General features: G+C 64.4%; 26 protein-coding genes and 1 pseudogene. 7 read left to right on the forward strand and 20 right to left on the reverse strand.

Features of this window, described 5'->3' with window-relative positions:
- Window positions 1-28: 28 nt before the first annotated feature.
- Together ACQ859_RS23410 and ACQ859_RS23415 are read right to left on the reverse strand one after the other, a co-directional pair.
- Entirely contained in the window at window positions 29-598 is a 570-nt protein-coding gene (locus ACQ859_RS23410) for a 3'-5' exoribonuclease domain-containing protein (protein ID WP_431262993.1), read from the reverse strand.
- Window positions 595-1263, reverse strand: a complete 669-nt coding sequence (locus ACQ859_RS23415; protein ID WP_431262994.1) for a DUF7146 domain-containing protein — start codon at window positions 1261-1263, stop codon at window positions 595-597. Before ACQ859_RS23415 ends, ACQ859_RS23410 begins: the two co-directional genes overlap by 4 nt.
- Window positions 1264-1352: 89 nt before the next feature.
- Between ACQ859_RS23415 and gmk the strand changes: the two genes are divergently transcribed.
- Both gmk and rpoZ read left to right on the forward strand, forming a co-directional pair.
- Complete coding sequence (gmk, locus tag ACQ859_RS23420) at window positions 1353-1988, forward strand: guanylate kinase (protein WP_431262995.1); 636 nt, start codon at window positions 1353-1355, stop codon at window positions 1986-1988.
- Window positions 1989-2010: 22 nt separating this feature from the next.
- The gene (gene rpoZ, locus ACQ859_RS23425) at window positions 2011-2214 is read left to right on the forward strand and encodes a DNA-directed RNA polymerase subunit omega (protein WP_058936171.1); all 204 of its coding nucleotides are present in this window, start codon (window positions 2011-2013) and stop codon (window positions 2212-2214) included.
- An 82-nt stretch (window positions 2215-2296) separates the two neighbouring features.
- Here the strand turns inward: rpoZ and ACQ859_RS23430 are convergent, their stop codons facing one another.
- Together ACQ859_RS23430 and ACQ859_RS23435 are read right to left on the reverse strand one after the other, a co-directional pair.
- Entirely contained in the window at window positions 2297-3322 is a 1026-nt protein-coding gene (locus ACQ859_RS23430) for a DUF4253 domain-containing protein (RefSeq protein ID WP_431262996.1), read from the reverse strand.
- Between the two features lie 31 nt (window positions 3323-3353).
- Window positions 3354-4178 carry an AAA domain-containing protein gene (locus tag ACQ859_RS23435; RefSeq protein ID WP_431262997.1) on the reverse strand — a complete coding sequence of 275 codons (825 nt, stop codon included), beginning with the start codon at window positions 4176-4178 and terminating at the stop codon, window positions 3354-3356.
- An 89-nt stretch (window positions 4179-4267) separates the two neighbouring features.
- Here ACQ859_RS23435 and ACQ859_RS23440 point away from each other — a divergent pair, with 89 nt between their 5' ends.
- Window positions 4268-4561 carry a hypothetical protein gene (locus tag ACQ859_RS23440; protein WP_431262998.1) on the forward strand — a complete coding sequence of 98 codons (294 nt, stop codon included), beginning with the start codon at window positions 4268-4270 and terminating at the stop codon, window positions 4559-4561.
- Here the strand turns inward: ACQ859_RS23440 and ACQ859_RS23445 are convergent.
- Window positions 4539-5303, reverse strand: a complete 765-nt coding sequence (locus ACQ859_RS23445) for an AAA domain-containing protein (protein WP_431262999.1) — start codon at window positions 5301-5303, stop codon at window positions 4539-4541. The two genes, ACQ859_RS23440 and ACQ859_RS23445, sit on opposite strands and share 23 nt — an antisense overlap.
- Before the next feature lie 115 nt (window positions 5304-5418).
- Between ACQ859_RS23445 and ACQ859_RS23450 the strand changes: the two genes are divergently transcribed.
- The 4 genes from ACQ859_RS23450 (at window position 5419) to ACQ859_RS23465 (ending at window position 8320) form a co-directional block, all read left to right on the forward strand.
- Window positions 5419-6336, forward strand: coding sequence for a hypothetical protein (locus tag ACQ859_RS23450; RefSeq protein WP_431263000.1), 918 nt, complete (start codon window positions 5419-5421; stop codon window positions 6334-6336).
- Window positions 6337-6390: 54 nt separating this feature from the next.
- A complete protein-coding gene (locus ACQ859_RS23455) occupies window positions 6391-7707 on the forward strand; it encodes an Nramp family divalent metal transporter (RefSeq protein WP_431263001.1) in 1317 nt (438 codons plus the stop codon).
- A 95-nt stretch (window positions 7708-7802) separates the two neighbouring features.
- Window positions 7803-8015, forward strand: a complete 213-nt coding sequence (locus tag ACQ859_RS23460; RefSeq protein WP_431263002.1) for a DUF4287 domain-containing protein — start codon at window positions 7803-7805, stop codon at window positions 8013-8015.
- Between the two features lie 92 nt (window positions 8016-8107).
- Window positions 8108-8320 (forward strand): hypothetical protein, encoded by a 213-nt coding sequence (locus ACQ859_RS23465; RefSeq protein ID WP_431263003.1) that lies wholly within the window; start codon window positions 8108-8110, stop codon window positions 8318-8320.
- A 6-nt stretch (window positions 8321-8326) separates the two neighbouring features.
- Here the strand turns inward: ACQ859_RS23465 and ACQ859_RS23470 are convergent, their stop codons facing one another.
- The 15 genes and pseudogenes from ACQ859_RS23470 to ACQ859_RS23540 all read right to left on the reverse strand — a co-directional run.
- The gene (locus tag ACQ859_RS23470) at window positions 8327-9004 is read right to left on the reverse strand and encodes a glutathione S-transferase family protein (protein WP_431263004.1); all 678 of its coding nucleotides are present in this window, start codon (window positions 9002-9004) and stop codon (window positions 8327-8329) included.
- Window positions 9005-9040: 36 nt separating this feature from the next.
- Window positions 9041-9577 carry a hypothetical protein gene (locus ACQ859_RS23475; RefSeq protein WP_431263005.1) on the reverse strand — a complete coding sequence of 179 codons (537 nt, stop codon included), beginning with the start codon at window positions 9575-9577 and terminating at the stop codon, window positions 9041-9043.
- Between the two features lie 124 nt (window positions 9578-9701).
- Window positions 9702-9980, reverse strand: coding sequence for a hypothetical protein (locus ACQ859_RS23480; protein WP_431263006.1), 279 nt, complete (start codon window positions 9978-9980; stop codon window positions 9702-9704).
- 47 nt (window positions 9981-10027) lie between these two features.
- Window positions 10028-10315, reverse strand: a complete 288-nt coding sequence (locus ACQ859_RS23485) for a hypothetical protein (protein ID WP_431263007.1) — start codon at window positions 10313-10315, stop codon at window positions 10028-10030.
- Window positions 10306-10923 (reverse strand): hypothetical protein, encoded by a 618-nt coding sequence (locus tag ACQ859_RS23490; RefSeq protein WP_431263008.1) that lies wholly within the window; start codon window positions 10921-10923, stop codon window positions 10306-10308. Before ACQ859_RS23490 ends, ACQ859_RS23485 begins: the two co-directional genes overlap by 10 nt.
- The gene (locus ACQ859_RS23495; RefSeq protein WP_431263009.1) at window positions 10920-11303 is read right to left on the reverse strand and encodes a DUF596 domain-containing protein; all 384 of its coding nucleotides are present in this window, start codon (window positions 11301-11303) and stop codon (window positions 10920-10922) included. The genes ACQ859_RS23490 and ACQ859_RS23495 overlap by 4 nt, the downstream gene beginning before the upstream one ends.
- Before the next feature lie 64 nt (window positions 11304-11367).
- Entirely contained in the window at window positions 11368-11820 is a 453-nt protein-coding gene (locus tag ACQ859_RS23500; RefSeq protein ID WP_431263010.1) for a hypothetical protein, read from the reverse strand.
- A complete protein-coding gene (locus ACQ859_RS23505) occupies window positions 11817-12242 on the reverse strand; it encodes an Imm6 family immunity protein (protein ID WP_431263011.1) in 426 nt (141 codons plus the stop codon). Before ACQ859_RS23505 ends, ACQ859_RS23500 begins: the two co-directional genes overlap by 4 nt.
- A gap of 61 nt (window positions 12243-12303) precedes the next feature.
- A complete protein-coding gene (locus ACQ859_RS23510) occupies window positions 12304-12750 on the reverse strand; it encodes a hypothetical protein (protein WP_431263012.1) in 447 nt (148 codons plus the stop codon).
- A 264-nt stretch (window positions 12751-13014) separates the two neighbouring features.
- Window positions 13015-13404 (reverse strand): hypothetical protein, encoded by a 390-nt coding sequence (locus ACQ859_RS23515; protein ID WP_431263013.1) that lies wholly within the window; start codon window positions 13402-13404, stop codon window positions 13015-13017.
- A gap of 21 nt (window positions 13405-13425) precedes the next feature.
- Entirely contained in the window at window positions 13426-13857 is a 432-nt protein-coding gene (locus tag ACQ859_RS23520) for a hypothetical protein (RefSeq protein ID WP_431263014.1), read from the reverse strand.
- Window positions 13858-16191: 2334 nt separating this feature from the next.
- Window positions 16192-16638, reverse strand: a complete 447-nt coding sequence (locus tag ACQ859_RS23525; protein WP_431263015.1) for a hypothetical protein — start codon at window positions 16636-16638, stop codon at window positions 16192-16194.
- Complete coding sequence (locus ACQ859_RS23530; RefSeq protein ID WP_431263016.1) at window positions 16638-20387, reverse strand: hemagglutinin repeat-containing protein; 3750 nt, start codon at window positions 20385-20387, stop codon at window positions 16638-16640. Before ACQ859_RS23530 ends, ACQ859_RS23525 begins: the two co-directional genes overlap by 1 nt.
- A complete protein-coding gene (locus ACQ859_RS23535) occupies window positions 20384-23305 on the reverse strand; it encodes a hypothetical protein (protein WP_431266637.1) in 2922 nt (973 codons plus the stop codon). Before ACQ859_RS23535 ends, ACQ859_RS23530 begins: the two co-directional genes overlap by 4 nt.
- A gap of 24 nt (window positions 23306-23329) precedes the next feature.
- A pseudogene (locus tag ACQ859_RS23540) lies at window positions 23330-23458 on the reverse strand (hypothetical protein); the annotation flags it as partial.
- Window positions 23459-23571 lie beyond the last annotated feature (113 nt).

The raw sequence follows: 23571 nt of genomic DNA on the forward strand, positions 1-23571 counted from the left end.
GCCGGGAGCGCCCTCGCGCTGACGCCTCTCAGCGCTGGCGGCTCTCCGCGAGCATGTTGCAGAAGAGTGCGCCCTGCTCGATCGCGTCGTCAAGCGCGACGTGGGAATGCGGCAGGTCGTCGAACCAGCGCTTGGGCATCGCGCTCTTGGTGCTGCGGCGGTAGTCGCGCCGCAGCATCACCATGGCCATCGTCTTCACGTCGAGCGCGGAGAAGCTGAACGGGCTGCGCCCGGCGAAGCGGATCAGGTACCAGTAGACGAACATGAAGTCGAAGGACGCCGGATAGCCGACGAACACGGGCTGTCCGGGCAACCCTTCGAGCCAGGCGACATAGTCGGCCATCGCGGCCTGCGGCGATCGCAGGTCGGTGCGCGAGGCCGCCCAGGCGTCCGGCTGCTGCGCCCACCAGGCCATCGTGTCGGGATGACCGGCGGCGTCGGGCAGCGTCTCCAGATTCGCGGAGAAGGTCGCCACCAGCGTCTTGTCCGCGAGGTACGCGGCCGAGCCGAAGCTCAGCATCGAATGCGGGCCGGGGATCGGGCCGTCGACCTCGACGTCGGTGCTGACGTAGATCTCGGTGCGGGTTTTCTCGTTCATGAGGCCGAAGTATCGGCGGCCGCGAGCCGGTCGCGAAGCCAGCGTGCGACCTCGACGCGACCGCGCTTGCACAGCGCCGTGTTCCAGTCCTTGCAGCGGGGCGGCGGCGGGAGCCGGCGCACGCGCGCCAGTCGCTGCGCATAGGCAGCCGCCTCGCGCTCGCCGGGCCGGTTCGCGTCGAAGCCCAGCCACGCGAGGCGATCGGCGCAGACCTCGGGCAGCCACGGTGCCCAGCGCCCGATCGTCGCCACGCCGCCGCAACCGCAGACCGCGAGCGACAGCGCGTCGAACACGCCTTCGACGAGGATCAGCGGCCCGCAGTCTCGGCTGACCCCGCCGTGCCCGCCGTCCCCGATGTCCACGACACCGCCGCCCGGTCCGATCGTCAGCATCTTGTCCTGGCCGCGCAGCGTGCTGAGGTAGCGGCCATGCACCGACACCAACGCGCCCCCACGGTCGTGCAAGGCGACGAGCACGGCAGGTCGCCCGGCCCAGTCCGGATCGAAACGCAAGCCCGCGGCATGCGCGACAGCCAGCGGGATGCCGCGACGCTCGACGTAGGCCTGCCCGGGCGTTCCAACGAGCGGCCGCGCCAGCGCAAACCGTTCATCGGGCGATTCGCCGGAGCGGGGCATGCGGACGGGGTCGCGGGCGGCGGGGACCATGCGCCGATCTTCCTCCTGCGGTGGCTTGGCGGCGGCCAACTCCCAGCCTCGCCGAACGGACAGCGCCTGGCATCCCCTAAAATCTAGGGATGGAATATCCGGGCAATCTTTTCGTCGTCGCCGCGCCGAGCGGCGCCGGCAAATCCAGCCTCGTGAAGGCGCTGCTGGAGCTGGACGCCAAGCTGAGCGTCTCCGTCTCGCACACCTCGCGCGACCCGCGCGGCCAGGAACAGCATGGCCGCGAGTACCTGTTCGTCTCGGTGGACGAGTTCCGCGGGATGATCGACCGCGGCGAGTTCTTCGAATGGGCGAAGGTCCACGACAACCTGTACGGCACCTCGCGCGCAGCGATCGAGGCCCGGCTGGCGCACGGCGACGATGTCGTGCTGGAGATCGACTACCAGGGGGCGCTGCAGATCAAGCAGCTGTTCCCCCACGCGGTGCTGATCTTCATCCTGCCGCCGAGCTGGGAGGAACTGAAGCAGCGCCTCATCCGTCGCGGCGACACGGCCAACGATGTGATCGCCAAGCGGATGAAGACCGCGCGGGAAGAGGTCGCGCAGGCGAAACACTTCGATTTCGTGGTCATCAATGCCGTGTTCGAGACGGCAATTTTCGACCTGAAGTCGATTGTCCAGGCGCAGCGGCTAAAATACGCGACCCAACGCCGCAACCGGTCGACCGTCTTCCGCGCGCTCGACCTCATCGCCGACGTTACCGAATAACCCCGACCCCTCAGGAACCAGCATGGCCCGCATCACTGTCGAAGACTGCCTGACCAAGATCCCGAACCGCTTCCAGCTGGTGCTCGCCGCGACCTACCGCGCCCGCATGCTGAGCCAAGGCCACGCGCCGAAGCTGGAGTCGAAGAACAAGCCCGGCGTGACCGCGCTGCGCGAAGTCGCCAACGGCGACGTCGGCGTGGAAATGCTGCGCCGCGTGCCGGTCTGACCACCGGCTGAACGAGGACCGGCAGGTCCTCGGGAACGCACAAGACACGCCCCGCCCTGGGGCGTTGTCGTTTCTGGCGCCGTCAATCCCACCAGAAGGACCAGACCGGCGCATCGAGCAGCGCGGCCGCCAGCCCTTCCAGCGTGCCGTGGCCTTGGATGAGCAGATCCTCGCAGTACAGGAAGTGTTCGCGAGCGAGTGCCAGGGCGTCGTCCGCCGTACGAGGCGGCCGATCGACGACGAACTCGACGACGCTGCCCGTGACGCCAGCCACTCGGGCGCCATGACGATCCGCCCATGAGCGCCAGAGGGCCACGTGTTCTGGAGGCGTCGGGCAGTCGTTCCAGCCGCCGAACCTGAGCCAGGCCGCGGCTTCCCAATGCTTCGACGTCGGCAGGAGGGCCACGCCGATCCCCGAGCGCGGCGTGCCGGTACCGGAGAAAGGCAGGCGCAACGTCCGCGAAGCCGGCGGCTTGACCGTTGGCCACACCCCGCCGGAGAACTCGGCCAGGCGCGCGGTCTCTTCGCGCGTGCGCAGCCAGGCCATCGCGTCGATCTCTTCCGCGTGGGCCAGCAGTTCATCGATGGGCGACGCGTCGATGTCCCATCCCTCCCAGAGCTGCTCACGGTCCTCCAGGTCGCCAAGGATGACCGGCGTGCAGCCGCCTTTTGCATGCAGCGCGTGCCAGCGCTCGAGCGCGCGGTCGCCCGGCATCGTCTCGATCGGGAACGGGAAGTTCTGCGGCCGGACCACGACCTCGCTCTCTGCGATGCCGTCCTCCGGGGGCCCGTAGCGAAGGGTGACCCGCGCCTCGTCCAGCCAGCTCGCCGCCAGCAGCACGGGACGGATCGACCGGAACAGCTCGTTGGCGTCCTTGCCGTAGGCATGGATCGTTGCCTCGCCAGCGCCCGCAGCAACCTCATGCCCATCCACCTGGCCGGCGCCCGCGCCGGTCACGGCGCGCGTCAGCTCGTCCTCCAACGCGGTCAGCGCAGTGAGATCAGCGCGCCCGCAATGGAAGCGGATCAGCACCGCATGCTCGGGAGCCGCCGTGAGATCGTGGGACAACGTGGAAAACCGGTCGAAGATTTTCTTGAAGAGACTCATCGGGCACTCTGCGTGTTGCCGATGAGTATTGTCACGTGCCGTTAGTACCGGTCGTGCCGCTCACTCGGTCGCGCCAGAACCCGGCGTCGATCACGACCTCGTTGCCGCTCTTCTCGTTGATGATCCAGAAACGAGCGCCGTCCGGCGCGATGCGGTCGACCTCCCCGACGAGCCGGCCTGCCGCCACCCGCAGGCCGCGCGTGTTGAAGGGGAAGTCCGGCGCCATCGCCAGCGTCAGCAACGGCACCGCCTCGCGCGGGTCGCCGGCCAGACGCATCCGATGGACGATGGGCGCGAGCACCTGGTTGGTCAGGTCGGCCGACGAGAGGCAGATCACCACCTTCGCCTGCGCGCGGCTCAGCGCGACGTTGAGCAGCCGGCGCGCCTCCTCCGTCTTCAGGAAGGGCTGCGTGCCGTCGGCCGGGTCGAAGAACACCACCGGCGCTTCGCTGCCCTGCGCGCGGTGCACGGTGCTGACCTTCACGCCCTCATCGACGCCGAGGGCGTCCAGCCGCTGGCGGATCAACGCCCGCTGGGCGCGGAATGGCGTCAGCACGATGAACTCGTGCGGCGCCCAGTCGCCGCTCGCGAGCGCCTGGGCGATGAGGGCCGCGATCGCATCGGCGGATTCACGCCGGATCGGGCCGCGGTCCTTCGCGGACCAGAAGCCCTCGCGGGTGATGCGGTGCACCTTCACGTGGACGTCTGCCGGGATGTCGCCGAGCGCGCGGGCGCGCGCCCGCTGCCAGTCCTCCGACGCCAGCGCATCCGCCGCGACGCGCAGCGCGCCGTCGTAGAACAGGTCGCTGACCAGCGCGCCGATCGGTGCGGCCATGCGGGACTGCTCGTCGAGCATCGCGACGGCCGCGACGGCCGCGGCGCCCTGCCCGCCCGCTCCCCCGCTCCGCCTTTCGGCATCGCCGCGAAGGGCGAGCGCCCCAGCCAGTGCCGCGCGAGGCGGTCCTCGCTGCGCAGCACCGGCGAGAGCTGCTGCGGATCGCCGGCGAAGAGACGCGCGCGACCGAGCGGCATCAGCGCCAGCGCATGGACCAGGCTCACCTGGCTGGCTTCGTCGAAGACGACGAGGTCGAACGGCGCTTCGCCATCGGGGAGAGCTCGCGCAGCGTCTTCAGCGTGAAGGCCGCGCGCGTCGTCGTCATCGTGGCGAGCCGGCATTGCGCCAGCACCTGCGGCGACGGGAGGCCCGAGGATGGGATCAGATGCCCCCGTCCGGCGTAGGCCTCGGCATCGAAGCGCGATCCGAGCCGCTGGACCGCCGATCTGAGGGCTCGCGCCGCCCCTTCTGCAGCGCCTTGTCGACGGCGAGCGTCGCGAGGTCGACGGCGTGGTTGGTCGTCGACAGCAGCAGCACGCGCGCGCCGGGGCGACGGTCGAGGTACTCGGCGAGCAGCACGCCGAGCGTCGTCGTCTTGCCGGTGCCGGGCGGGCCCCAGAGGAAGGCGTCGTGACAGCCGACGAGTTTCAGCGCCTCGCGCTGCGCCGGCCGCAGCCAGCGGAACGGCGAGCCGTCGAGCGTGGGCGAATCGGCCCTGGGTCTCGGCGTCGAGAGCCCCGGCCAGCAGTCGGCGGCGCGGCGTGCCCAGGCGTCGTCGCGCCACGCGTCGGCGACGGCATTGAGGAAACGCGGCGGATAGAGGCGCAGGAGGTGGCCCTCGCCCGGCGGCGGGGCGCTCGCGTTCTGGAGCACGAGCTGGTCGTCCTCGACGACCACGGCGCGCACGCTCGCGCTGCCCTTGGTCGGCGCGCCCCACCAGGCGGACGCGCCTTCGAGCCGCTCGTCGAGCAGCGTGTGGGCCGACGCCTGCCCCGGCCGCTGGCCCTCGGCGTAGACGTAGTCGGGCTCGAGCGTCACGCGCCAGAGCGCGCCGTCCGCCGTGCTGCGGAGCACGCGGAAATCGTAGAACTCGGGCGTCGCGGCCAACTCGGCGGCTATCGCCGCGCGGATGTCGGCCAAAGGCATGGTTCGCGACAGGACAAGGCGGGAATGCGAAGGAGGCGGGACTATAGCGGTGGTCCGCGGCGGGCTCGCAGCGCCCCAATAATCGCGCCCACGACGAATGCATCGGCGGGGAGCCATGACGACAACGAAAGAACGGGCCGCGTGGGTGGCGCTGGCGCTCGTCCTGACGGGGCTGGCGTCGATGCCGGCGCTCGCCGGACCTTGGGTGCCCTTCGACTGGTACGAGGCGACGCTCGGCGGCAAGCGCGTGCCGCACGCCGCCCTCGTCGTTCCGGTCGTCGTCGACGGCCGGACATGCCGGTTGCAGCTCGACACCGGTGCCGACTACCGCGTCCGCGCCCGCAGCAACGAGGCGCGGGACGTCGCGGCGTACGAGTCGGCGGTCGACCAGCTCCTTCGCGACGGTCCTCGCGCGGCATCCACGCCGCCCTCGGGCACGGATGAGGATGACAGCAGGTGCGGGCTCGTCGGCGACATCGGCAGCGGGTTCTTCGTCGGACAGGCGCTGCAGCTCGATCTCAAGGGCGGGCGCCTGCGCTTGCTGCCGTCTTCGGGACTGACGCCCGGAGCGCTGGCCTCCGGCGGCGCCATGGAGGTCCTGACCCCGCCAGGCAGCACCGGCGCATTGCCGATCATCGAGATCGACATCGAGGGCCTCGGCCGGCGACGCGCGCTGGTCGATACCGGGGCGGCTTCCTTCGGCGCGGTGTTCCTCGACGTCGCGGACTGGCAAACCGCCTTGAAGCTGTCCGGCGCCGAGCCGGCGGCCTTCGACGCCCCGCGCGAGGACGGCGCCGCGCGCTGCCAGGTCGCGCCCGGCCAGGTCCGGGTCCGGCTCAGCGAGGCGCACGTGCACGACCTGACCCCGGCGCATTGCGCCTCTTCCTTCATTCCGCCGGCCGGCCTGACCGTGGTGCTGGGCCTGGAAGTCCTCGGCGACCGCCTGCTGACGCTGGACTACGGCGGCCGCCGCTGGTTCGCGACGCCAGCGCCCTCCCCGCGCGCGCCCTCCTCCCGCTCGCGCCGCGATTGACGGGCATTGGCGGCCTGCCACGCCGCCGTCGCCGAGTCCGAAGAGAATCCGTCCATGCTCGGCCTGCCCACCACCGCCACCGCCCCCTTCTGCCCGTCCGAGGTCCACGGCTCGATCGATCTCCGCGAGGGCGCACCGCTGTGGAAGCGGCTGCTGCGGGTCGCGGGGCCGGGCCTGCTGGTCTCGGTCGGCTACATGGACCCGGGCAACTGGGCCACGGACATCGAGGCCGGCTCGCGCTTCGGCCATGCGCTGCTGTGGGTGGTGCTGGCGTCCAGCCTGGCGGCGATGCTGCTGCAGACCTTGTCGCTGCGGCTCGGCCTGGTGTCGGGTCTTGACCTCGCGCAGGCCTGCCGCGAGCGCTACCGGCCCGCGGTGCGGCTGCCGCTGTGGGTGATGGCCGAACTCGCGATCGTCGCCTGCGACGTGGCCGAGGTGCTGGGCACGGCGCTGGCGCTGCACCTGCTGTTCGGCATGTCGCTGCTGGCGGGTGTCGGCATCGCGGCGCTGGACACGGTGATCGTGCTCGGCCTGAAGGGCCGGGGCTTCCGGCAGGTGGAGGCGATCATCCTCGGCCTGGTGATGACGATCGGCGTCTGCTACGCGGTGCAGCTGTTCCTGATCGGCCCGGACTGGGCGGCGGTGGCGAAAGGCTTCGTGCCCAACGGCGTCGCGGTGCAGGACCCGAAGGCACTGCTGCTGGCCATCGGCATCCTGGGCGCGACGGTGATGCCGCACAACCTCTACCTGCACTCGTCGATCGTTCAGACGCGGCGTGTGGGAAGTTCGCCCTCGGCCAAGCGCGATGCGATCAAGCTGTCGACCATCGACACGCTGGTGTCGCTGACGCTGGCCTTGATGGTGAACGCCGCGATCCTGATCCTGGCCGCGACGGCCTTCCACGCGCACGGGCACACCGAGGTGACCGAGATCCAGGACGCCTACCACCTGCTGGATCCGCTGGTGGGCGGATCGATCGCGTCGGTGCTGTTCGGGGTGGCGCTGTTGGCGGCGGGCCAGAGCTCGACCTTCACCGGCACGATCGCGGGTCAGGTCTTGATGGAGGGCTTCCTGCGTTTGAAGATCCCGTGCTGGCAGCGTCGGCTGGCGACGCGCTTCCTGGCGCTGGTGCCGGCGTTCCTCGGGCTGCTGTGGTTCGGCGAGAAGGCGGTCGGGCAGCTGCTGGTCGCGAGCCAGGTGGTGCTGAGCCTGCAACTGCCCTTCGCGATGTGGCCGCTGATCCGGCTGACGGGCGACCGCGCGGTGATGGGCGAGTTCGCCAACGGGCCGGTGGTGCGGGTGCTGAGCTGGGGGCTGTTCGTGCTGGTGACCGGGGCGAATGCGGCCTTGCTGTGGTCGCTGGTCAGTTGACCGGGAAGACCGTGTCGAAAACGGCACGGGCCGATCGTCGTGAGGATGAGGTCAGCGCACTGACCCGATGATCACCATCCATCAAGGAGCGATTCATGACCACCGAAGAGAAAGTCAAAGGCCCCGCGTCGTACTTCCCGTCCATCGAGAAGAAGTACGGGCAGCCCATCGCTCACTGGATGGGCGTGTTGAAGGCGGTGGGGCCAATGAAGCACATGGAACTGGTCGCGCTGCTGAAGACGGAACACGCGATGGGCCACGGGCATGCGAATGCGTTGGTGGCGGCGTTCCTGGCGAAGCAGGGCTGAAGGCAGGCGCGCTGAAACCTCGACTGCGACGTGTCGGTTCCGCGCGTCACCACGCGCAGCCGAAGGATTTGCGCCGGCCTATCCTGCTATGCATGAACCTGACCGTCTTGATCGAACGTGACGAGCACAGCGAGATGCTCGTCGGCAGCGTGGCCGCCGTCCGCAGCGCCTACACGCAAGGCGCCAGTACCGCTGAGGTGCCGGCGAACATGCGCGAGGTGCTGGAGATGCTCGCGGAAGAAGGAATGTTCGACGCCGCGTGCGGCTTCACATTGAGCGTCGAGTACGCAGCAACTGCCGCGTAGCTCCGGTCACTTGGACGGCACAAGCGCGTAGGGACCGCCGCGTTCCAACGCCCGCTGGTAGGCGGGCCGCGCGTGGATGCGCTTCAGGAACTCGGTGATGCGCGGCTGGCGCGCCGTGGCGCCGCCGCGCTGCACGGCGGCTTCGAGCGGGAAGCTCATCTGCACGTCCGCCGCGCTGAACTCGGCCCCGGCGAACCACGGGCTCTTGCCGAGTTCGCCTTCCAGGTAGTTCATGTGGTTGTCGATCTGCGGCTGCACGAAGGTCGCCTTGGCCTTCGCGGCGATGCCCTTGGCGATCGGTTTGACGAAGAACGGCACGGGCGCGCGCTCGATGCGGTCGAAGACCAGCTTGAGCAGCAGCGGCGGCATGGCCGAGCCTTCGGCGTAGTGCATCCAGTAGCGGTACCGCAGCGCGTCGGGCGTGCCGCCGGCGGGCTTGAACCGGCCCTCACCGTAGCGATCGACGAGGTACTCCAGGATCGCCCCGGATTCGGCGATCACCAGGCCGTCGTCGCTGATCACCGGCGACTTGCCGAGCGGGTGCACCGCGCGCAGCTCGGGCGGCGCGAGCATCGTCTTCGGGTCGCGCTGGTAGTGCTTGATCTCGTACGGGAGCCCGAGTTCTTCAAGCAGCCACAGGACCCGCTGCGAGCGGGAGTTGTTGAGGTGGTGGACGGTGAGCATCGGGGGAGTCTATGCGGGCGCGGCGAGAACGCGCTGTCACTCAGGCGCATCGTGGAATTTCCAGGATGTGGAGGTACCCACCGCCTCCAGACGTTCCGCTGCCGCCAACAGGAATCCTCTGCGCCGCACCGCCTTCTCGTCAGAACCATGGGTATCCCCGAACTCAAGACCGCATGCGATCAGGAGCGCCCTCCCCGTCTCGCCCAGTGCAAGTTGAGGCCCGCCCCAGGCGGCCCTGCCATCGAACAGTGCCTCGAAGGTGAACGGGTCGTGCGCGTCGAGTTCCCGGACATAGTCCAGCGGACCATCGAAGCCCAACTCCCCGCCTTGATGCAGGATGCCCACCGGAAGCAGATCCAGGATGCGGGACACCAGCCCGGCGTGAACGAAGTCGACAGCGACTCGACGAATCGCCGCTGGGCTCAACGAGGTCCCGGTGACAAGAAAGTGCGGCGTGAGGCGGTCAACGGTCAGGTGGTCGCCCAGCCAGTGGTCGAGCCAGTGCCAGATTTCTGCCTTCGGGCCCCCCTCAGCAGCGGAACCCTCAAGGCCTGGCATCGAATTCGTCCTCATCGTCCCCCTCGAACGCAGCGTACTGCGCAGGGTCGTCAGTCGACGGCAGTAGGTAGGAGGGACGGTTTTGGCCGAGCACCAGCGTAACGTTGCATGCGGACGCCTACGAGCTAGCGAGGGCATATCAGGGAGCCTCCGGCCGCCAAAGCGGACCTCCTGGACAGGTCTCCCGAAAGAACCACATGCCGCCATCCATCTCTCGCGCATCCTTCGGAAAGGCAACAAGGTAGGCGCGGAGCTGTTCGTCCACATCGCCCAGCATCGAAACCTTGGTCCGCATGTCGATGAGGTCGATGGCTCCTTCGCGAAGGAGCAGCTCAAGGACCTGGAAGAAGAACTCGCGCTGCTGTTCGAATACGTCGCTGGTTTCCAACGCGTAATCCCAAAGCGCATCGAGTTCCATGTCCTGAATGCTGTCTCGGATGTATTCGAATCTCGCTCGATCCACTGTCACTCCCTATCCGTCAAGTCCCACTCGCCGCCTGCCAGACCCAGCGATCCACCAAGCCCGGCGACGAACGCTGCGTGAGCTGGATGCGCATAGTCGGAGGAGAGGTTTCTGAAGGCCTCCGTCAGAGCGCGCTGATCGTCCGGCGACAGACGTTGGAGGTCACTCGCCATCTGTTCGAGCGATTGGATGGCCAGATCGGGGTCGACCTGCGAGTCCTCGGAGAACTCGAAGACCAGCGCGGTATTCGCAAGGGCGCGGGCATACACCAACAAGGTGCTCATTGGCATTCGTCGCCATCCTTCGTTCCCTTAGCAATGGCCTCCCGCGAGCCAGCGATGTTCTCTTGCCAAAAGGAGAATGCACAGCGCAGCCCATCATCCGACTCGGTCCCGTTCATCAGTCCGAAGGCGACCGACGTCAACACCCGAACTGGATTGATCGGCCGGACCACATCTCCGGAAATCACAGCCTGACCGAAATCTGCATCTTTGCGACTGCGCAAAGACTGCTCCCAGCGAACGCCCGCGCTCTGTCTGACCATCACCTCGCCGTAGTACATGCCAGCGGCAACGATGAGTTGGCGAGATTCATCGGTGAAGTCGACCCCGCTTGACGATTCAAGCTGTTGTCCGGCCAACGGCAGAGGCCCCTCACATCCTGCCCTGTCGACGATTCGTAGTGCCGTCCTCAACCATCGGACGAGCCCGGTGAGAGAGGCTGCACTGAAGTCGGCTTGCCACCTCAAGAACTCGGGGGACTGCCACACCCTTCTGAAGAGCTCGTCGAGACAATACGGAACATTGGACAGGAACCCTTCATGAAACTCCTGCAGGCCGTCCTTGCTCATCTGAGCAAACACGGCCGAATGAGGGTGATAGTTCGCGGTGAATTTCATATCGAGTTCCTCGATCTAGGACCCACGTCGTGATTCCGCTCCCGGACGGCCGGCGAAGCATCTAGACGCGGCGTCCAAGACGAGCCGCCAGGGCAGTGTGGTTCAAGGAACCAGAGACCACGCTGCAACGTCTCCTCCGATTCGGGCATCGCCTTGATGATGGACATTACCTGCTGGTCCACGTCGCCCGGCAATCGCTCGTCGGTGAACAGCACCATCAGCCTCATGTCCCCTTCCTCCACAAGCCGTTTGAGCACCTCGAAGAACAGCCGCTTGCGCTCCTCGTAGGACCCGCCATCCTCTTCCAGATGGGCCCAGACCGCATCCAACTCCATCCCTTCACAGTTGTCGCGAATCTCTTCGAATCTCTCTTGCTTCATGTGTCCGTCCCTCCATGACCACAGGCTTCACCTGACACTTCTGTCCTGAACGGCGCGGGCCTGTTCATGCATGTTTCTGCGCGGCATTTGCAAGGCGATCGCGAAGATTCTCGATGCCGAAGCGAGAGACGCCAGGCACCGCGACCGCGCGCTCCGCAAGCCTGAGGATGGGCTGGCGGAGACTGGCGAGCGCCGCCGGGTGCGATTCAACGAGGTGGTAGATCGCATCGAAGCAAGCCAGTTTCACCAACGGATCCCCGTGATCAAACATGTTGAGCAACAGCGGCGCCACCTGGTTCGGACACTCCGAAGACGACATCGCCTCCGCACATCCCTGGAGCCAGACTACGTCGCGCTTGTTCCAAGCTTCGCTCAGGGCCTTCCAGTCCGCCGGACCGAACTCGTCCAGCGCATCCGCTGCGCGATGCAAGACGTCATCAGCCCAGTAGTCGGTGGACTCGAATGCGGGACAGAGTTGGTCAAAGCACTCGAACATGGACTCAAGGGGTCCGGTCATGAGCCACGACAAAGATTCATCGTCAGTCCAAACGGTGCACCGTATGCCACCAGATCGGGAACTATTCCTTCACCGGCTTCGGCGATCGATTCGGGCATCTGGACCTGCCCCGCGACCTGCACGTACACGAAGTGAGCGACATAGCCGATCACCATCGTGACGAACACCAGCGCGCGGAGCGTCTCCGGATCGTCCTTGAACAGCGATTCGCGCAACCAAGGGTTCTGCTCCTCGTCAGCGTCCAGGTACCAGGCCAGCTCTGCCGGTTCCACGGTCTCGCCAGCCAGCCACCGCTCGCACTTGTCGAGGCCCTCGCCGCACACGGCACCTGTCTCCTCACGAACGACTCGCAGGCGCTCAGCGGCCATGCGCGCCGCCGAGAGCAACGCTTCCGGCCGCTGCGGCCATGGCAAGGCGTTCATCTCGTACCTCTATCCGTTTCAGGTCCGTCGCGGGCATTGAACTTCCACGCAACTTCCTCTTTCAACCGACCAGTTTGCCGTCGGACAGCACGGGGTTGTTCAGCAGCTTCTGCCGATAACCCTTCTCGCGGAGCCGCGGGTAGGAGCGCACATCGAGCATCTTCCGGACGAACTCGTGATGGACCGACATCTGGTACGAGACCTGCGTCCGGCAGCCTTGGAAGAATCGCAGCAAGCCGGAAGAGACCACCGAGCGTCTGGAAGGATCACAGACATAAGCGATGTAAATCAGATCCAACTGATCCTGCGGCTCCCTGAACAGGTCGATGGCGATCAGTTCGCCCGCGTGTGCCGAAGATCGAAAAACGAGCACATCCCCGCCGCCAAGGCGCAATTCGTCAAGGTAGTAATTACAGAGCGCGACTAGATCGAGTTCTATCCGCGCATCTGAAAGCAACCCGGCGAGTTCCGGCTCAGGACGTAGCTGCTCGTTGACTTCGACGATCAAGTCGACAACGGAACAGCAAATCGAGAACTCGCAGGCTGTGAAGGTCACTATTTCCCCCGGAACTTCAGATAAGGAGAGAAGGCTGGGCCGATCTCCACTCTGACTTGCAGACTTCGTGAGCGGTCAAGATCATCGTCGGAATCAAGTGTCACAACGCCACCGGTCAGCAATGCGGCGCGGACACGTCTACAAACTTTGTTCGAAGTCGGCGACGGCTCATTGCCGCCAGTCCAGGACAGATGGAAATTCTTCATCATCACAGCCCTAAAAACCCGGTGCCGGACGCCATTGAACATCGAACGGGAACGCGCGCCGCGCGCGAAAGGCGCAAAACACATCGGCCACCAGATCGAAGCGAAACCATTCATCGGACCGCATCGGAATATGCTGACCGCGCACCACCAAGACAGTGCCATCGGGGAACACAGGATTGGCGACATTCGTCACCCCACGCAACCGGACTGTGGTCTCGGCATTGAAGTACTCCAACAGGCAGGTCACCCCGCCGCCGAGGACCTGCACGTAGTTGCCCTGTTCATCGGTGATCGAGGCAAACGTCGACTTGCCGTAGCTCTTCAGTCCCGCGATGGCGCGACGAATCTGAATGTCCTCGGGCTCCGAGATCGGCGCTTTGCTTTCGCATTCGAAGTTCATGTCCGTTCCGATCGAGTGCCCCTATCGCTGAAGGAGCCCCATCTCATCAAGAGCCTCCAAATATTCAGACTCCAAGTGCGGCCACTCCTTGCACAGATTAATGCAAGCATCCAGAAATATAGCCCGGAACTCGTCACCGTTATAAATCACCAGTCTTGGATCGTAGTCCCACCCATGCGAATCGAGCCAAGCATAAAAGCTTCCTGTGGTGGGAGAACCCATCCGAAGCGCCTCCCGCTCCAAAGTCTCGAACGCCGGATCATCTAGCACCGAAAACTTGCTATCCCAATGCCCCACCTCGTAACCATCCGGCCCGCAAAATGGAACCTTCAGATTCAACAATCGATTCATATGGTCACGAATGTTGCCTTGGGTGAAGTAGCCATCCGGCCCTGCCAAAATTCGAAGGAGCGAGACTGACAAAGGACCAAATCTACTGGTGCGATACGGCATGGAAACCAGTGGATATCTAACAGGATCCCCATCAAGATTAATTTGGTTCGCCATTATTCACCCTTCAATCCCCCACATGATTGCCGAATCGACCTGAAACATCGATCAGGCGCTTTAAGCCCCTCCCGCTCCCAGGTCAACGCGTTCAGGCGCTCAGACTGCGATGGCCGACCCAATGTCATCGAAAACGACGTACAGCCAAACGCCGTCGGCATCGACACGATAGGCACCCTGCGCGCCGGTCATCTGGGCGCCCATCGCGGCCCAACTCCAAACCCTCAATTCGTCGACCTTGACGATGGTCTCAATGAATTCTGAAATTTCCGGTCCGTTCCCCAATCGCGGGGTAGCCGAGCGGTTTCATGAAACCACTTCATGGAGTGCCAGTAATGCCTGGCAACCAAGGAATGTCACCAGGGACAGAGAAAAGTCGCACCAGAAGCCAATCTCCACGATTTATGGAGATCTGCCATCACCATTGAAATTTGAAGACCATTCAGAATACACCGGGGGAGTCCAAAGAGCAGGCGAATCAGGATATCGTTCAAATCCTCTATCAATTCGAAGCAAATAACGGTCAAGAGAGTATGCCAGATACGATTCTCCAAACAGGCTCTCCCATACCTGCCGTTGAAATAATGAGAGATTCCTGGAGTGCTCTTCTACGTCGCCGGTCCACTTCCATCGATCATCGATTCCTGGAAGCCAAAAGTCGCTGAATGCAACACCTTGACTTATACAAATCCTCGCGGCCTCTCGCCTCAACTCGCGTCCTTCTGCACTCCAGTTGTCGACTTGCGGGAGCAACCATTTCCTTATAGCAATCTGCGCTTGCCCCGTGTCCGAGAGATTCAATGAAAAGAGTTCCTGATCGTACCCATAATGCTCAGCCTCCTCTTCAGAGAATGGCAGCATTATTAACTCAGCATGGCGAAGTGAAATTGCCTTCAAGGCCTATCCCCTCTTGGATCTGGCATCTTTATCCCAAATTTTATTTCAGGGAATGATGTATATGCCTTTCCTGTCACTCGATCAATATTAACAACAACACTTTCGCCCCCCGATATTCGCCAAACAATGCCATTCGCCTGATTAGCTGGCGTGTTCGCCATATACCCCTCTCCAGCTGGCCGACCGAAATCAATGGAGACTTTTCGTGGCCTCCAGCTATTTCACCCCCTCACTGGGGACCGCGCCGCCCATTCGCCTTCAAGCGGCATCCAGATGTCGGAACTCTGCATGAATAACCAGAAATCTTCGTAATAGAACAAGGCCACACCGGAAATCAGTCGCCGGGGATTCACGGGGTATCGATATTCAGTTCGCAACCTGCGCTCCAAGCCAGCTTGGCATAAATGGTCGCGTATGGTCACCGGCCGCTTCACGTAAGGCAGATCGGCGTGCCGACTCGAATCACTTTCTCGCCCACATGCTTAATATATAAATTTCGTCTTGGCTTTTCCACCAGGGCCAACCGACAGTTCAAACGCGTTCCAACTTCCGCCGGTTTGGGTTTTCATTAATTAGTGCAGTTCACGAACATTGAGAATCATGCGATTCTTGGGATCTCGCAGGAACGCACTAACATCCTCACCGTTCCGAACGAAAGAGAATTCAGTATCTATCGACCAAGAGCCATCGGGATTATTTATCCTAAACAAGCAAGTCATTTCCTCATATCCTTCGGCTGCACAATTATGCATAACCTGCACAAGTTCATTCAGCAGTTCAACTTGCTTTTCAATGCTCATTTTGGCGCCTCATTTGGAAAGAACTTTGAGTAGCTCTTCCCGTTGGCATCTTCGGCAAATCGCGATGCTGGAACCACGCCAGAAGCGCTTGCGCGGCGGCAGATGAAGCAATGCTCCGGAGGCATCCCTCTCTTGAACCAGTTCCGTTCCGCAGATGGGTGATCGCGTTCGCCGATGGTTCACGGGTGCTCAACGCCCTTGGCAATATATGCAGAATGGTCCATCGGCTTGCCTCCAAAGCACCTCATTCTTTTGACGATGTTGAGTGTTTCGTGACAATCTTCTTTTTCAACAGGCCTTTCAGGGTCGTAATACAAGCTATCAGCGAAGCAAATCCCAGCCTCCATCAGTCCGATTTTGAAAATTCTTCAGCCTGCCTGGGAAAAATTTTATCTTGATTTCACTGCCTCCACCGGCCGGCCTTTAAGATTCCCTATTCCAGAAAATCAAAAAATAACAAGGACGCGGCATCCGGCGCTGGTTCAACCGCGGTCTTCCGACTTGACTTTGGCCTCTGCCGCACCTCATTCAATAAATGAATGGCTTGGCATTACTTACCCTATACCCCTCCAAAAAAATCAGTTTACTGGCCTCGCTTTTTCTTTCCAGATCGGGCCATCAGGCCAGCTTCAATCTCTGCAAGTAACTGTAGCTCTTCTGGAGTATTCATGCACACCGGCTCAGCCCACGTCCCCGCCCGAACGATTGGAAACCATCCGGGAAACGCACGAATGAACAAAGAAAAGTCTTTTACATTGAACACACCTGGCGCGGTCAGTTCAATACTTATCTGCCCATGGCAGTTGTACGATACCGCGCCGCCTGTCGACATTGGAGCGCGAAGTTCCAACTTACTTCTCTCCCACCCTTTCAGCACCCCGGTCAAGCAAGGCAACGGCTCAATGATTCGAATCTCGAAGCCCGACGCATCGAGTCTGCAGACGCAAGGGATATTTGGCAATCCGATGAATGACTGATGAAGCAAGTCATCAGGAAAAATCATCTCAAGCGTTAAATTAGCCGAATTCATTATTTCCCCTTCTTAGGCAAGACAACCTCACCTGTAAAGTATTTCTTAAAAGTCGTGATGGGACTGAAATATGCTTCACCGCCATCTGGATCTCGGATCGCAACTACTTTAACGCCATTTCTAGTAGTAACTCCGTCGACGACCACAAAGTGCGAGTAGTCGTCACCGCGTGCAATTCTAGCAATGACAGGGGTACCATCTTTCGTAAACCGAGCCAGATCATCGATATCCCGAGGGATAACTCGCACAGCATCGATACCCTGCGACCTAAACAGAGACGCAACTTCTTGACCGGTAATACCTCCATCCTGCGGTCTTGGCGGGATTTTTGCAATGAGATCAGCGACATCAATCTTTTTCCCAAAAGTATCGAGAACCATGCCGCAGGAATTTTGACCACAAGTAATAGTTCCCGCCCCTTGATCAAGCAACTCTCGAGATGTATTCCTATTTATTCTATCCGCCTTCAGCGGATTTGTTCCTGACGTTCCTGCCGCACCGATCTTATTCACTACAAGAGAGATTTCGGTGTCGACGACCTCGCCCCCCACCTTCAAGGGAGTTTTTCCTAGCGCACCCAAGAATCGTCCAACTGAACTGGAGACCCGTTTTTCCAAGGCCCCGCCAAGCAACGTTTCCTCAATTATTGTGTCGGGAACGGCCGCACCCAGTTGTGCCTGTAGTCCCTCCTGACGCTTTTCATCTCGCAACGCCATTCCAGCAATGACCGACTCGGTTGGCTTGAAACCAAGCGTGTTGCCATAGGCGTTGTCCCGCTGAGTCTCTGTTGCCTGGAAGTAAGTCTGGACGGATCCACTCAGTGTTTGAGCCTTGCCATTCACCACAATGGTCTTGCCAACATACGGATCGAGCAGCGTCCTCGCTTCCTGCAGCAGCGCGTTATAAGACTCAAGTCCTCCCAACGCCGCGACGCTTGAAGGGTTCTTCGCCGCAATGGCGGAGAGTTCAGCGAAGTAGGCCTTGGTTTCGCTCGCCTTTTCCGAATCGACACGCGCTTCTGCCACCCGCTGCATGGCGTCAGCGAGTGTGGCCGCATAGACGTTCGAGTCGCAGGTGGGATTGCTTCCACAGAACTCCTTGGCCTTCTTCTCCGCCAACGCCGCAATCAGCATCCGTTCGTTGGGGTGCAGTTGCCGATTGTTGAAGTCCTGGTTCAGACCTGCTGCTGCCCCGTTGAATCCTCCGCCTGCGGCAGCCCCGATCCCGGTTGCCAATGCACCGGTCGCCAGCTTTGCAAGGCCACTTGCCCAATCGTTGTTCCCGTCTTCATCCGGGCCGAGCCCGGCGTTGACAAGCTTCTGCTCAAGCGTGGTTTGAAGGCCATTCAGGCGATCGGCAACTGATGCGCTTGCGGCAGCGCCAAGCGCGCCGCCAAGATCACCGGTGAGTGCGCCCACCACCGCATGGGCAGCAACTCTGTACTCCCCGCCTTCTTCATACTTCCTAGCCTCGTCAACCTTGCCTTCAGACCGCAGTTGCTTGGCCTTCTTGTCCAGCTGTCCGGCAATCTCCTTCGCCGCCTGCGCCCCGAACTCCGCCACGATCTGCGCGTTGAGCTTCGCCTGCTGTGCCAGCTCCTGCCCGTTCCAGCCTTGCGCCAGCTTGCCCGCCGTCGCATCGTTGGTCGCGCCGCGGTCCAGCTTCTCCAGCGCGGCCTGGCTCGCCGCATCGCCAGTGGTGATCGTCGTCGCACCCGCACTGATCGTGCTGCGCGTCGTGCTGCGGTCATCGCCGCTGTCCTTGAACGCACCGGCCATGCCGCCACCCGTGCCCGCGCTCACCATCACCGCGCTCGCCTTGAACTGGCTGCGGTTCTCGATGTCGCTCGTCGTCAGCGTGCCTGTGCTCAGGCTGTTGTTGCCCGCATCGATCGCCGCCTGGCTGCTCGTGATCGCACCACCCTTCAGGTCGGTGTTGCCCTTCACGTTCACCTGGAAGCCGCCGTCCCCCGCGCGGATGCCCGCCTGCTCGCCGACCGCCGCGAAGTCTGCGGTGACCTTCGACTGGCTGAAGTTGCCGCTGGCGCTCGAGCCGTAGCCGATGGTCACGCTGCCGCCGGCGCTCATGCTCTTGCTGTCGAACTTGGCCGTGTCCTGCAGGCTCTCGATCTTCAGGTTGCCGCCGACATCGACGCCCACCTTCGGACCGCTCACCACCGCGCCTTGCAGCGTCGTGTCGCCGCCGGACACCAGCTTCACCGAGCTGCCGCCCGTGACCTGCGTCGTCGTGAAGTAGTTGTCCGTGCCGTCGGAGTTGCCCTTGGACACGCTGGCCGAGGCCGTGAAGCCCAGGCTGTTCTGCTTGCCGAGCGTGACGCCGATGCCCACCGACGCGCTGGTGCTGCTGTCCTTGCTGTGCTGCTCGCTCGAATTCTGCGCGGCCAGCAGGTTGATCGCGTTGTCCGCCTTGATCAGCACGTCCTGGCCCGTCAGCGCGCTGCCGCGCACCGTCACGTTCGAGTCCGCACCACCACCGGTCGCGATCAGGCTGAGGTTCTTGCCCGCCGAGATCGCGCTGCTCGCCGCCTGGTCGGACTCGTTGTGCTGCGTGCTCTTGCTCTGCGAGCTGCCCACCGTCAGGCTGAGGCGGATGCCGGCGTTCTCGTTGGCAGTCGTCGCCGCAGCGGCGAGCTTCTTGATCTCATCGACCGCCTGCATCGCCTTGGAGATCGCCGTGGCCGCCGCCAGCGCCTTCATGCGGTCATCCTGCGTCTGCGTGACGTGCTCCGCCGCCTTGCCCGCGTCCATCGCGGTGCTGATGCCGGGAACGCTCAGCGCCAGCGTCACGCCGCTCTGCTTGAACTTGGTCTCGCTGTCCTGCGCCGACTGGTTCCGCGCCTCCAGCACCTCGATCGACTTGGCCTGGATCGTCACGTTGCCGCCCGGCGCCTGCACCTCCGAGCCGGTCTGCTTGTACTTGCCGCCCGCGACGATGTCCACGTCGCCGTTGACGCTGCCCACCATCGAGCCCTGGTTGGTCTCCTGCGTCGACTTCGTCGCCTGCGACAGCGCCTGCTTGCCGATCGTCACCCCGATCCCGCCGCCGCTGAACAGCCCCGACTTCACCGTCTTCTTGAACTGCTCGGTGTCCACCGAGTTCGTCACGCCGTCGATGGTGATGTCGCGGTCCGCGATCAGCTTCGTGCCGTTGTCCGACACCGCCTGCGCCGCGGCCAGCGTGATGTCCCGGCCCGACACGATGTTCACCGTGTCGCCCGACACCGTCGTGCCGATCGCCGTCGTCTCGTCGGTCTTGTTGTAGGTCGTGACCGTCTTCTTCTTGAACAGGCTCTTCTTGGTCTTCTGCGTCATCTCCTCGACGACCGAGTTCGCCTCGCCCGCGAGCAGCTGCACATCGCGCTTCGCATCCAGCGTCACCGCGCCCTGCGCGCTGGCGATCTGCGCCGCCGTGGCCGTCAGGTCCTGCCCCGCCTTCAGCAGGATCTCGCCCTCCGCCTGCAGCGCCGTGCCCACGTCCTGGCGCTGGCTCTCCTTCTTGTAGTTGTTGGCGTTCTTGATCTCGTCGCGCGAGCTCGAGGTCTGCACCGTCGTCAGCGACAGGTCGCGGCCCGCCTGGATCAGCACGCCGCCGTCCGCGCCCGCGCCGTCCGCCCCGCCCTGCGTGATCTGCACCGCCTGCATCGTCACGTCGCGTCCGGCCTGCACCACCATCACGCCGCCCGCGCTCAGCGAGGCCACCTGATCCAGCACCGTCGCCGTCGTCGTCACGTTGCCGCGCTTGGTCCCCCGCTCGCGGTGGTCGTCTCCATCACGATGTCGCGACCCGCCGTCAGGCTCATGTCGCCCGTGGCCGCCAACGCGCCGCCGATGTTGCGCAGGTCGTCCCGCGCGCTCAGCGCCAGCGTCGTGCCGCGCATGTCTCCCGTGTTGGCGATGTTCTGCGCCGTGATGGCCACGTCCCCGCCGCGCACGCTGCCGCCGTTGTTGAAGTCGCCGCTCAGCGCCATCTCCACGCGGCCGCCCGCGATCAGCGAACCGCTCGGCAGCAGGTCGCCCTCTCGAGGCACCAGGTACACCTGCGGCACCAGCACGCGCTGCGTCGTGCCGTCCGCCAGTGTCACCGTCTGCTCCACCAGCCACACCAGGTCGCTGGTGAGCTGCGACATCTGCTCGGCCGACAGCGCCACGCCCGGCACCAGCTGGTGCTCCTTGGCGAAGGTCGCGCCGTTGGTCAGCAGCGCGCGGTACTGGGACTCGTCGTCCGCGTAGCCCGACAGGTAGCCCGTGCCGGTCAGCTGGCCGATCTGCTCACGCACCAGGCGCTGCTCGTAGAAGCCGTCGCCCAGACGCTTCTGCGTCACCGCCGGGTCCAGCGCCATCGCCTCCAGCAGGAAGTCGCTGGACAGCCAGTTCCGGTAGTTGGCGAAGCGCGGGTCGGTCTCGACCAGGTACTTCGACGTCGGCTCCTTGTGCGTCTTGAACAGGCTGTTGGAGGGCGCCGTCAGGTTGACCCGCACGCTCAATGCCAGCGGCTTGCCGTTGAAGGTCGCGCCGGACCCGCGCAACGTCACGCCTTGCGCCGAGCCCGGACGCTGCGAGGCGGCAGCCGACGCGGCCGTGACCTTGCCGATCTGCGTCGTCGCCTTGCCGTCGGCCTGCGCCGAACCGTCCGCCTGCGCGGCGGCGGCCGCGCGCAGGGCCTGCGCCACGGCCGAACGTCCGGTCTGGCCGCCGCCCTGCACCAGCGTGCCGGGCTGGCTGGCCTGTGCGTCGTCGACCGAACGGACGATCGCGGCATTCGCGTTGCGGAGCTCGACCTGCGCAGCGCCCGCGCTACCCGCGCCACCGCCCGCATCGACCGCCTGCGCGACGAGCTGACCGCCGCTGCGCCATTGCGCGCCGCCCTGTGCACCGGGTTGCGCCGCGTTGCCCTGGTTGATCTGCTGCGTGATGCGGTTGAACAGCCCGCTCAGGCCGTTGCCGCCGCCCGCCGTCGCGCGGCCCGCGCCGGTCGAGGTCTGCGAAGAGGCGCCGCCGCCCGTGCTCACCCCGTCCGCCTGCTGGCGACCGCCCGCGCCCTGCGCATCGGGGATGAACGACTGCGCCTGCGACGGCAATGCCAGCACCGCTGTCTGGCTCACGCCCTGCGCATTGACCACCTGCACCGAATGCGCGACGTTGTTGACCTTGCCGCCACTGATCGCGACACCGTCATAACCGATCACGCGGCTCATGTCGTTGGTGATCGTGTTCGCGCCGATCACAGTCAGTTGCCCGCCGACGATGATGTTGGCCGCCAGCGACTGGGTGACGGTCGCCAGGGCGCCCGTCCCCTCCACGGTGTAGCCGACGATGGTGTCGTTGGGGTGGGAGCGTGACCACTCCGCCACCGCGTCATTCGCCGACTTGCCGTTCAACGGCACGTTGACGAAGAACTGCTGCGTCATGGTCTGCGTCGACTTGTACGTGACTCGCGCGTAAGCCCCCGTTGCACCCGGATTGGTCGTCCACGCCAGGTAGGGGTTGAGGTTGTCGATCGTGCCGGCCTGCAACAGCAGGTTGCCGCGCGCCTCGATGTTCGCGCCGCTGTTCGTCAGCGTCGCTCCGATCAGGCTCATGTTGCCGCCGCTGCGGATGAAGGCCTTGGTTTCCAGGAACTGGGCACTGCCCGGCGACGTTCCCGGATCCGCGCCACCGCCTCCGCCGCCACCGTCTTCACGCGGCGAGTCCTCGATGACGGCATTCGCGGACATCATCCGCATCTGCTGATTGGCGTGGTTGTCGCTGCCCGTACCGCCACCTGCGCCGCCGGTGCCACCGGTCCCGCCCGAGCCCGACCCGGCGCCCGAGACCTGGCCGGTGGCCACGCCCGACAGCACCGTCCGGTTGACGATGGCCCCGGTCATCTGCAGGCCCAGCGCGTTGCTCGCCTCGATGATCGAGTTCTCGTTGAGCAGGCTCGCGCCCGACATCGTCAGCGTGCCGTCCGCGAAGATCAGCGCGCCGCCGGTGTTGGCGATGTCACGCGTCATGGCCGCATCGAGCGTGCGCCGACCGGCGATCACGGCGGACGCGCCGCCCTCCGCGCCGTTGATCAGCTGTCCGCCGTCGATGACGATGTCACCGCCGTAGATTCGGCCCGTGCCGATGTTGACGACGCGATCCGCCGTCAACGCCACGCCGTCGCCGTCGATCAGTCCGCGGTTCGTGAGTTGCCCCGCCGCCGTGAGGAAGGTCTGCACGCCGCTCAACTCGCCGCTGGCGGCGTTGTCGATGTTGGCCGCCTGGATCGACAGCGCGCCGCCGCTGCGCAGCGTGCCCTGGTTGCCGAAGTTGCCCGAGACGTTGAGCGTCATGTCGCCCGCCGCCTGGAACTGGCTGCCGGCGCCGTAGCTGAAGTCGCCGGCCAGCTTCACCGTCATGCCCGCGCCGCTGCTGATCTGTCCGCCGACACCGCCGGCGAGCTCGCGCAGGTTCAGGCCCATCGCGTCGCCCGACCAGATGCGGCCGCCCGCGTTGTTGAGCGACAGCGCCGACGCCTGCGCGCCGTCGCCGATCGACTGCGTGCCCGATGCCCCCAGCGCGCCACTGGTGTTGTTCAGCGCCTGCGTGATCGTCAGCCCGAGGTTGCCGCTGGCCAGCACCTGGCCGCCGACGTTGTCGAGCTGCTGCGCCTGCACTGTCACGTGGCCGCCCTGGATGCCCTGGCCGCTGCCGGACGTGCCGGTGTTGTCGATGCGGCCGCCCGCGTTCAGCGTCAGCGTGTTGCCGCCGTAGATCAGCCCGCCCTGGTTCAGCACCTGCTGCGCGGACGCGTTCAGCGACTGCCCGCCGATCACGCGCCCCCTGGTTGTCCAGCGTGCCCCCGACCGTCAGGCCCAGCGCCGAGGCGGACAGTTCCGCCCGGTTCGTCAGCTGGCTCACCGTCACCTGCGACGAGCTGCCCGCGCTG

Source organism: Roseateles chitinivorans, from assembly GCF_050632235.1.
Classification (GTDB): domain Bacteria; phylum Pseudomonadota; class Gammaproteobacteria; order Burkholderiales; family Burkholderiaceae_C; genus Roseateles; species Roseateles chitinivorans_A.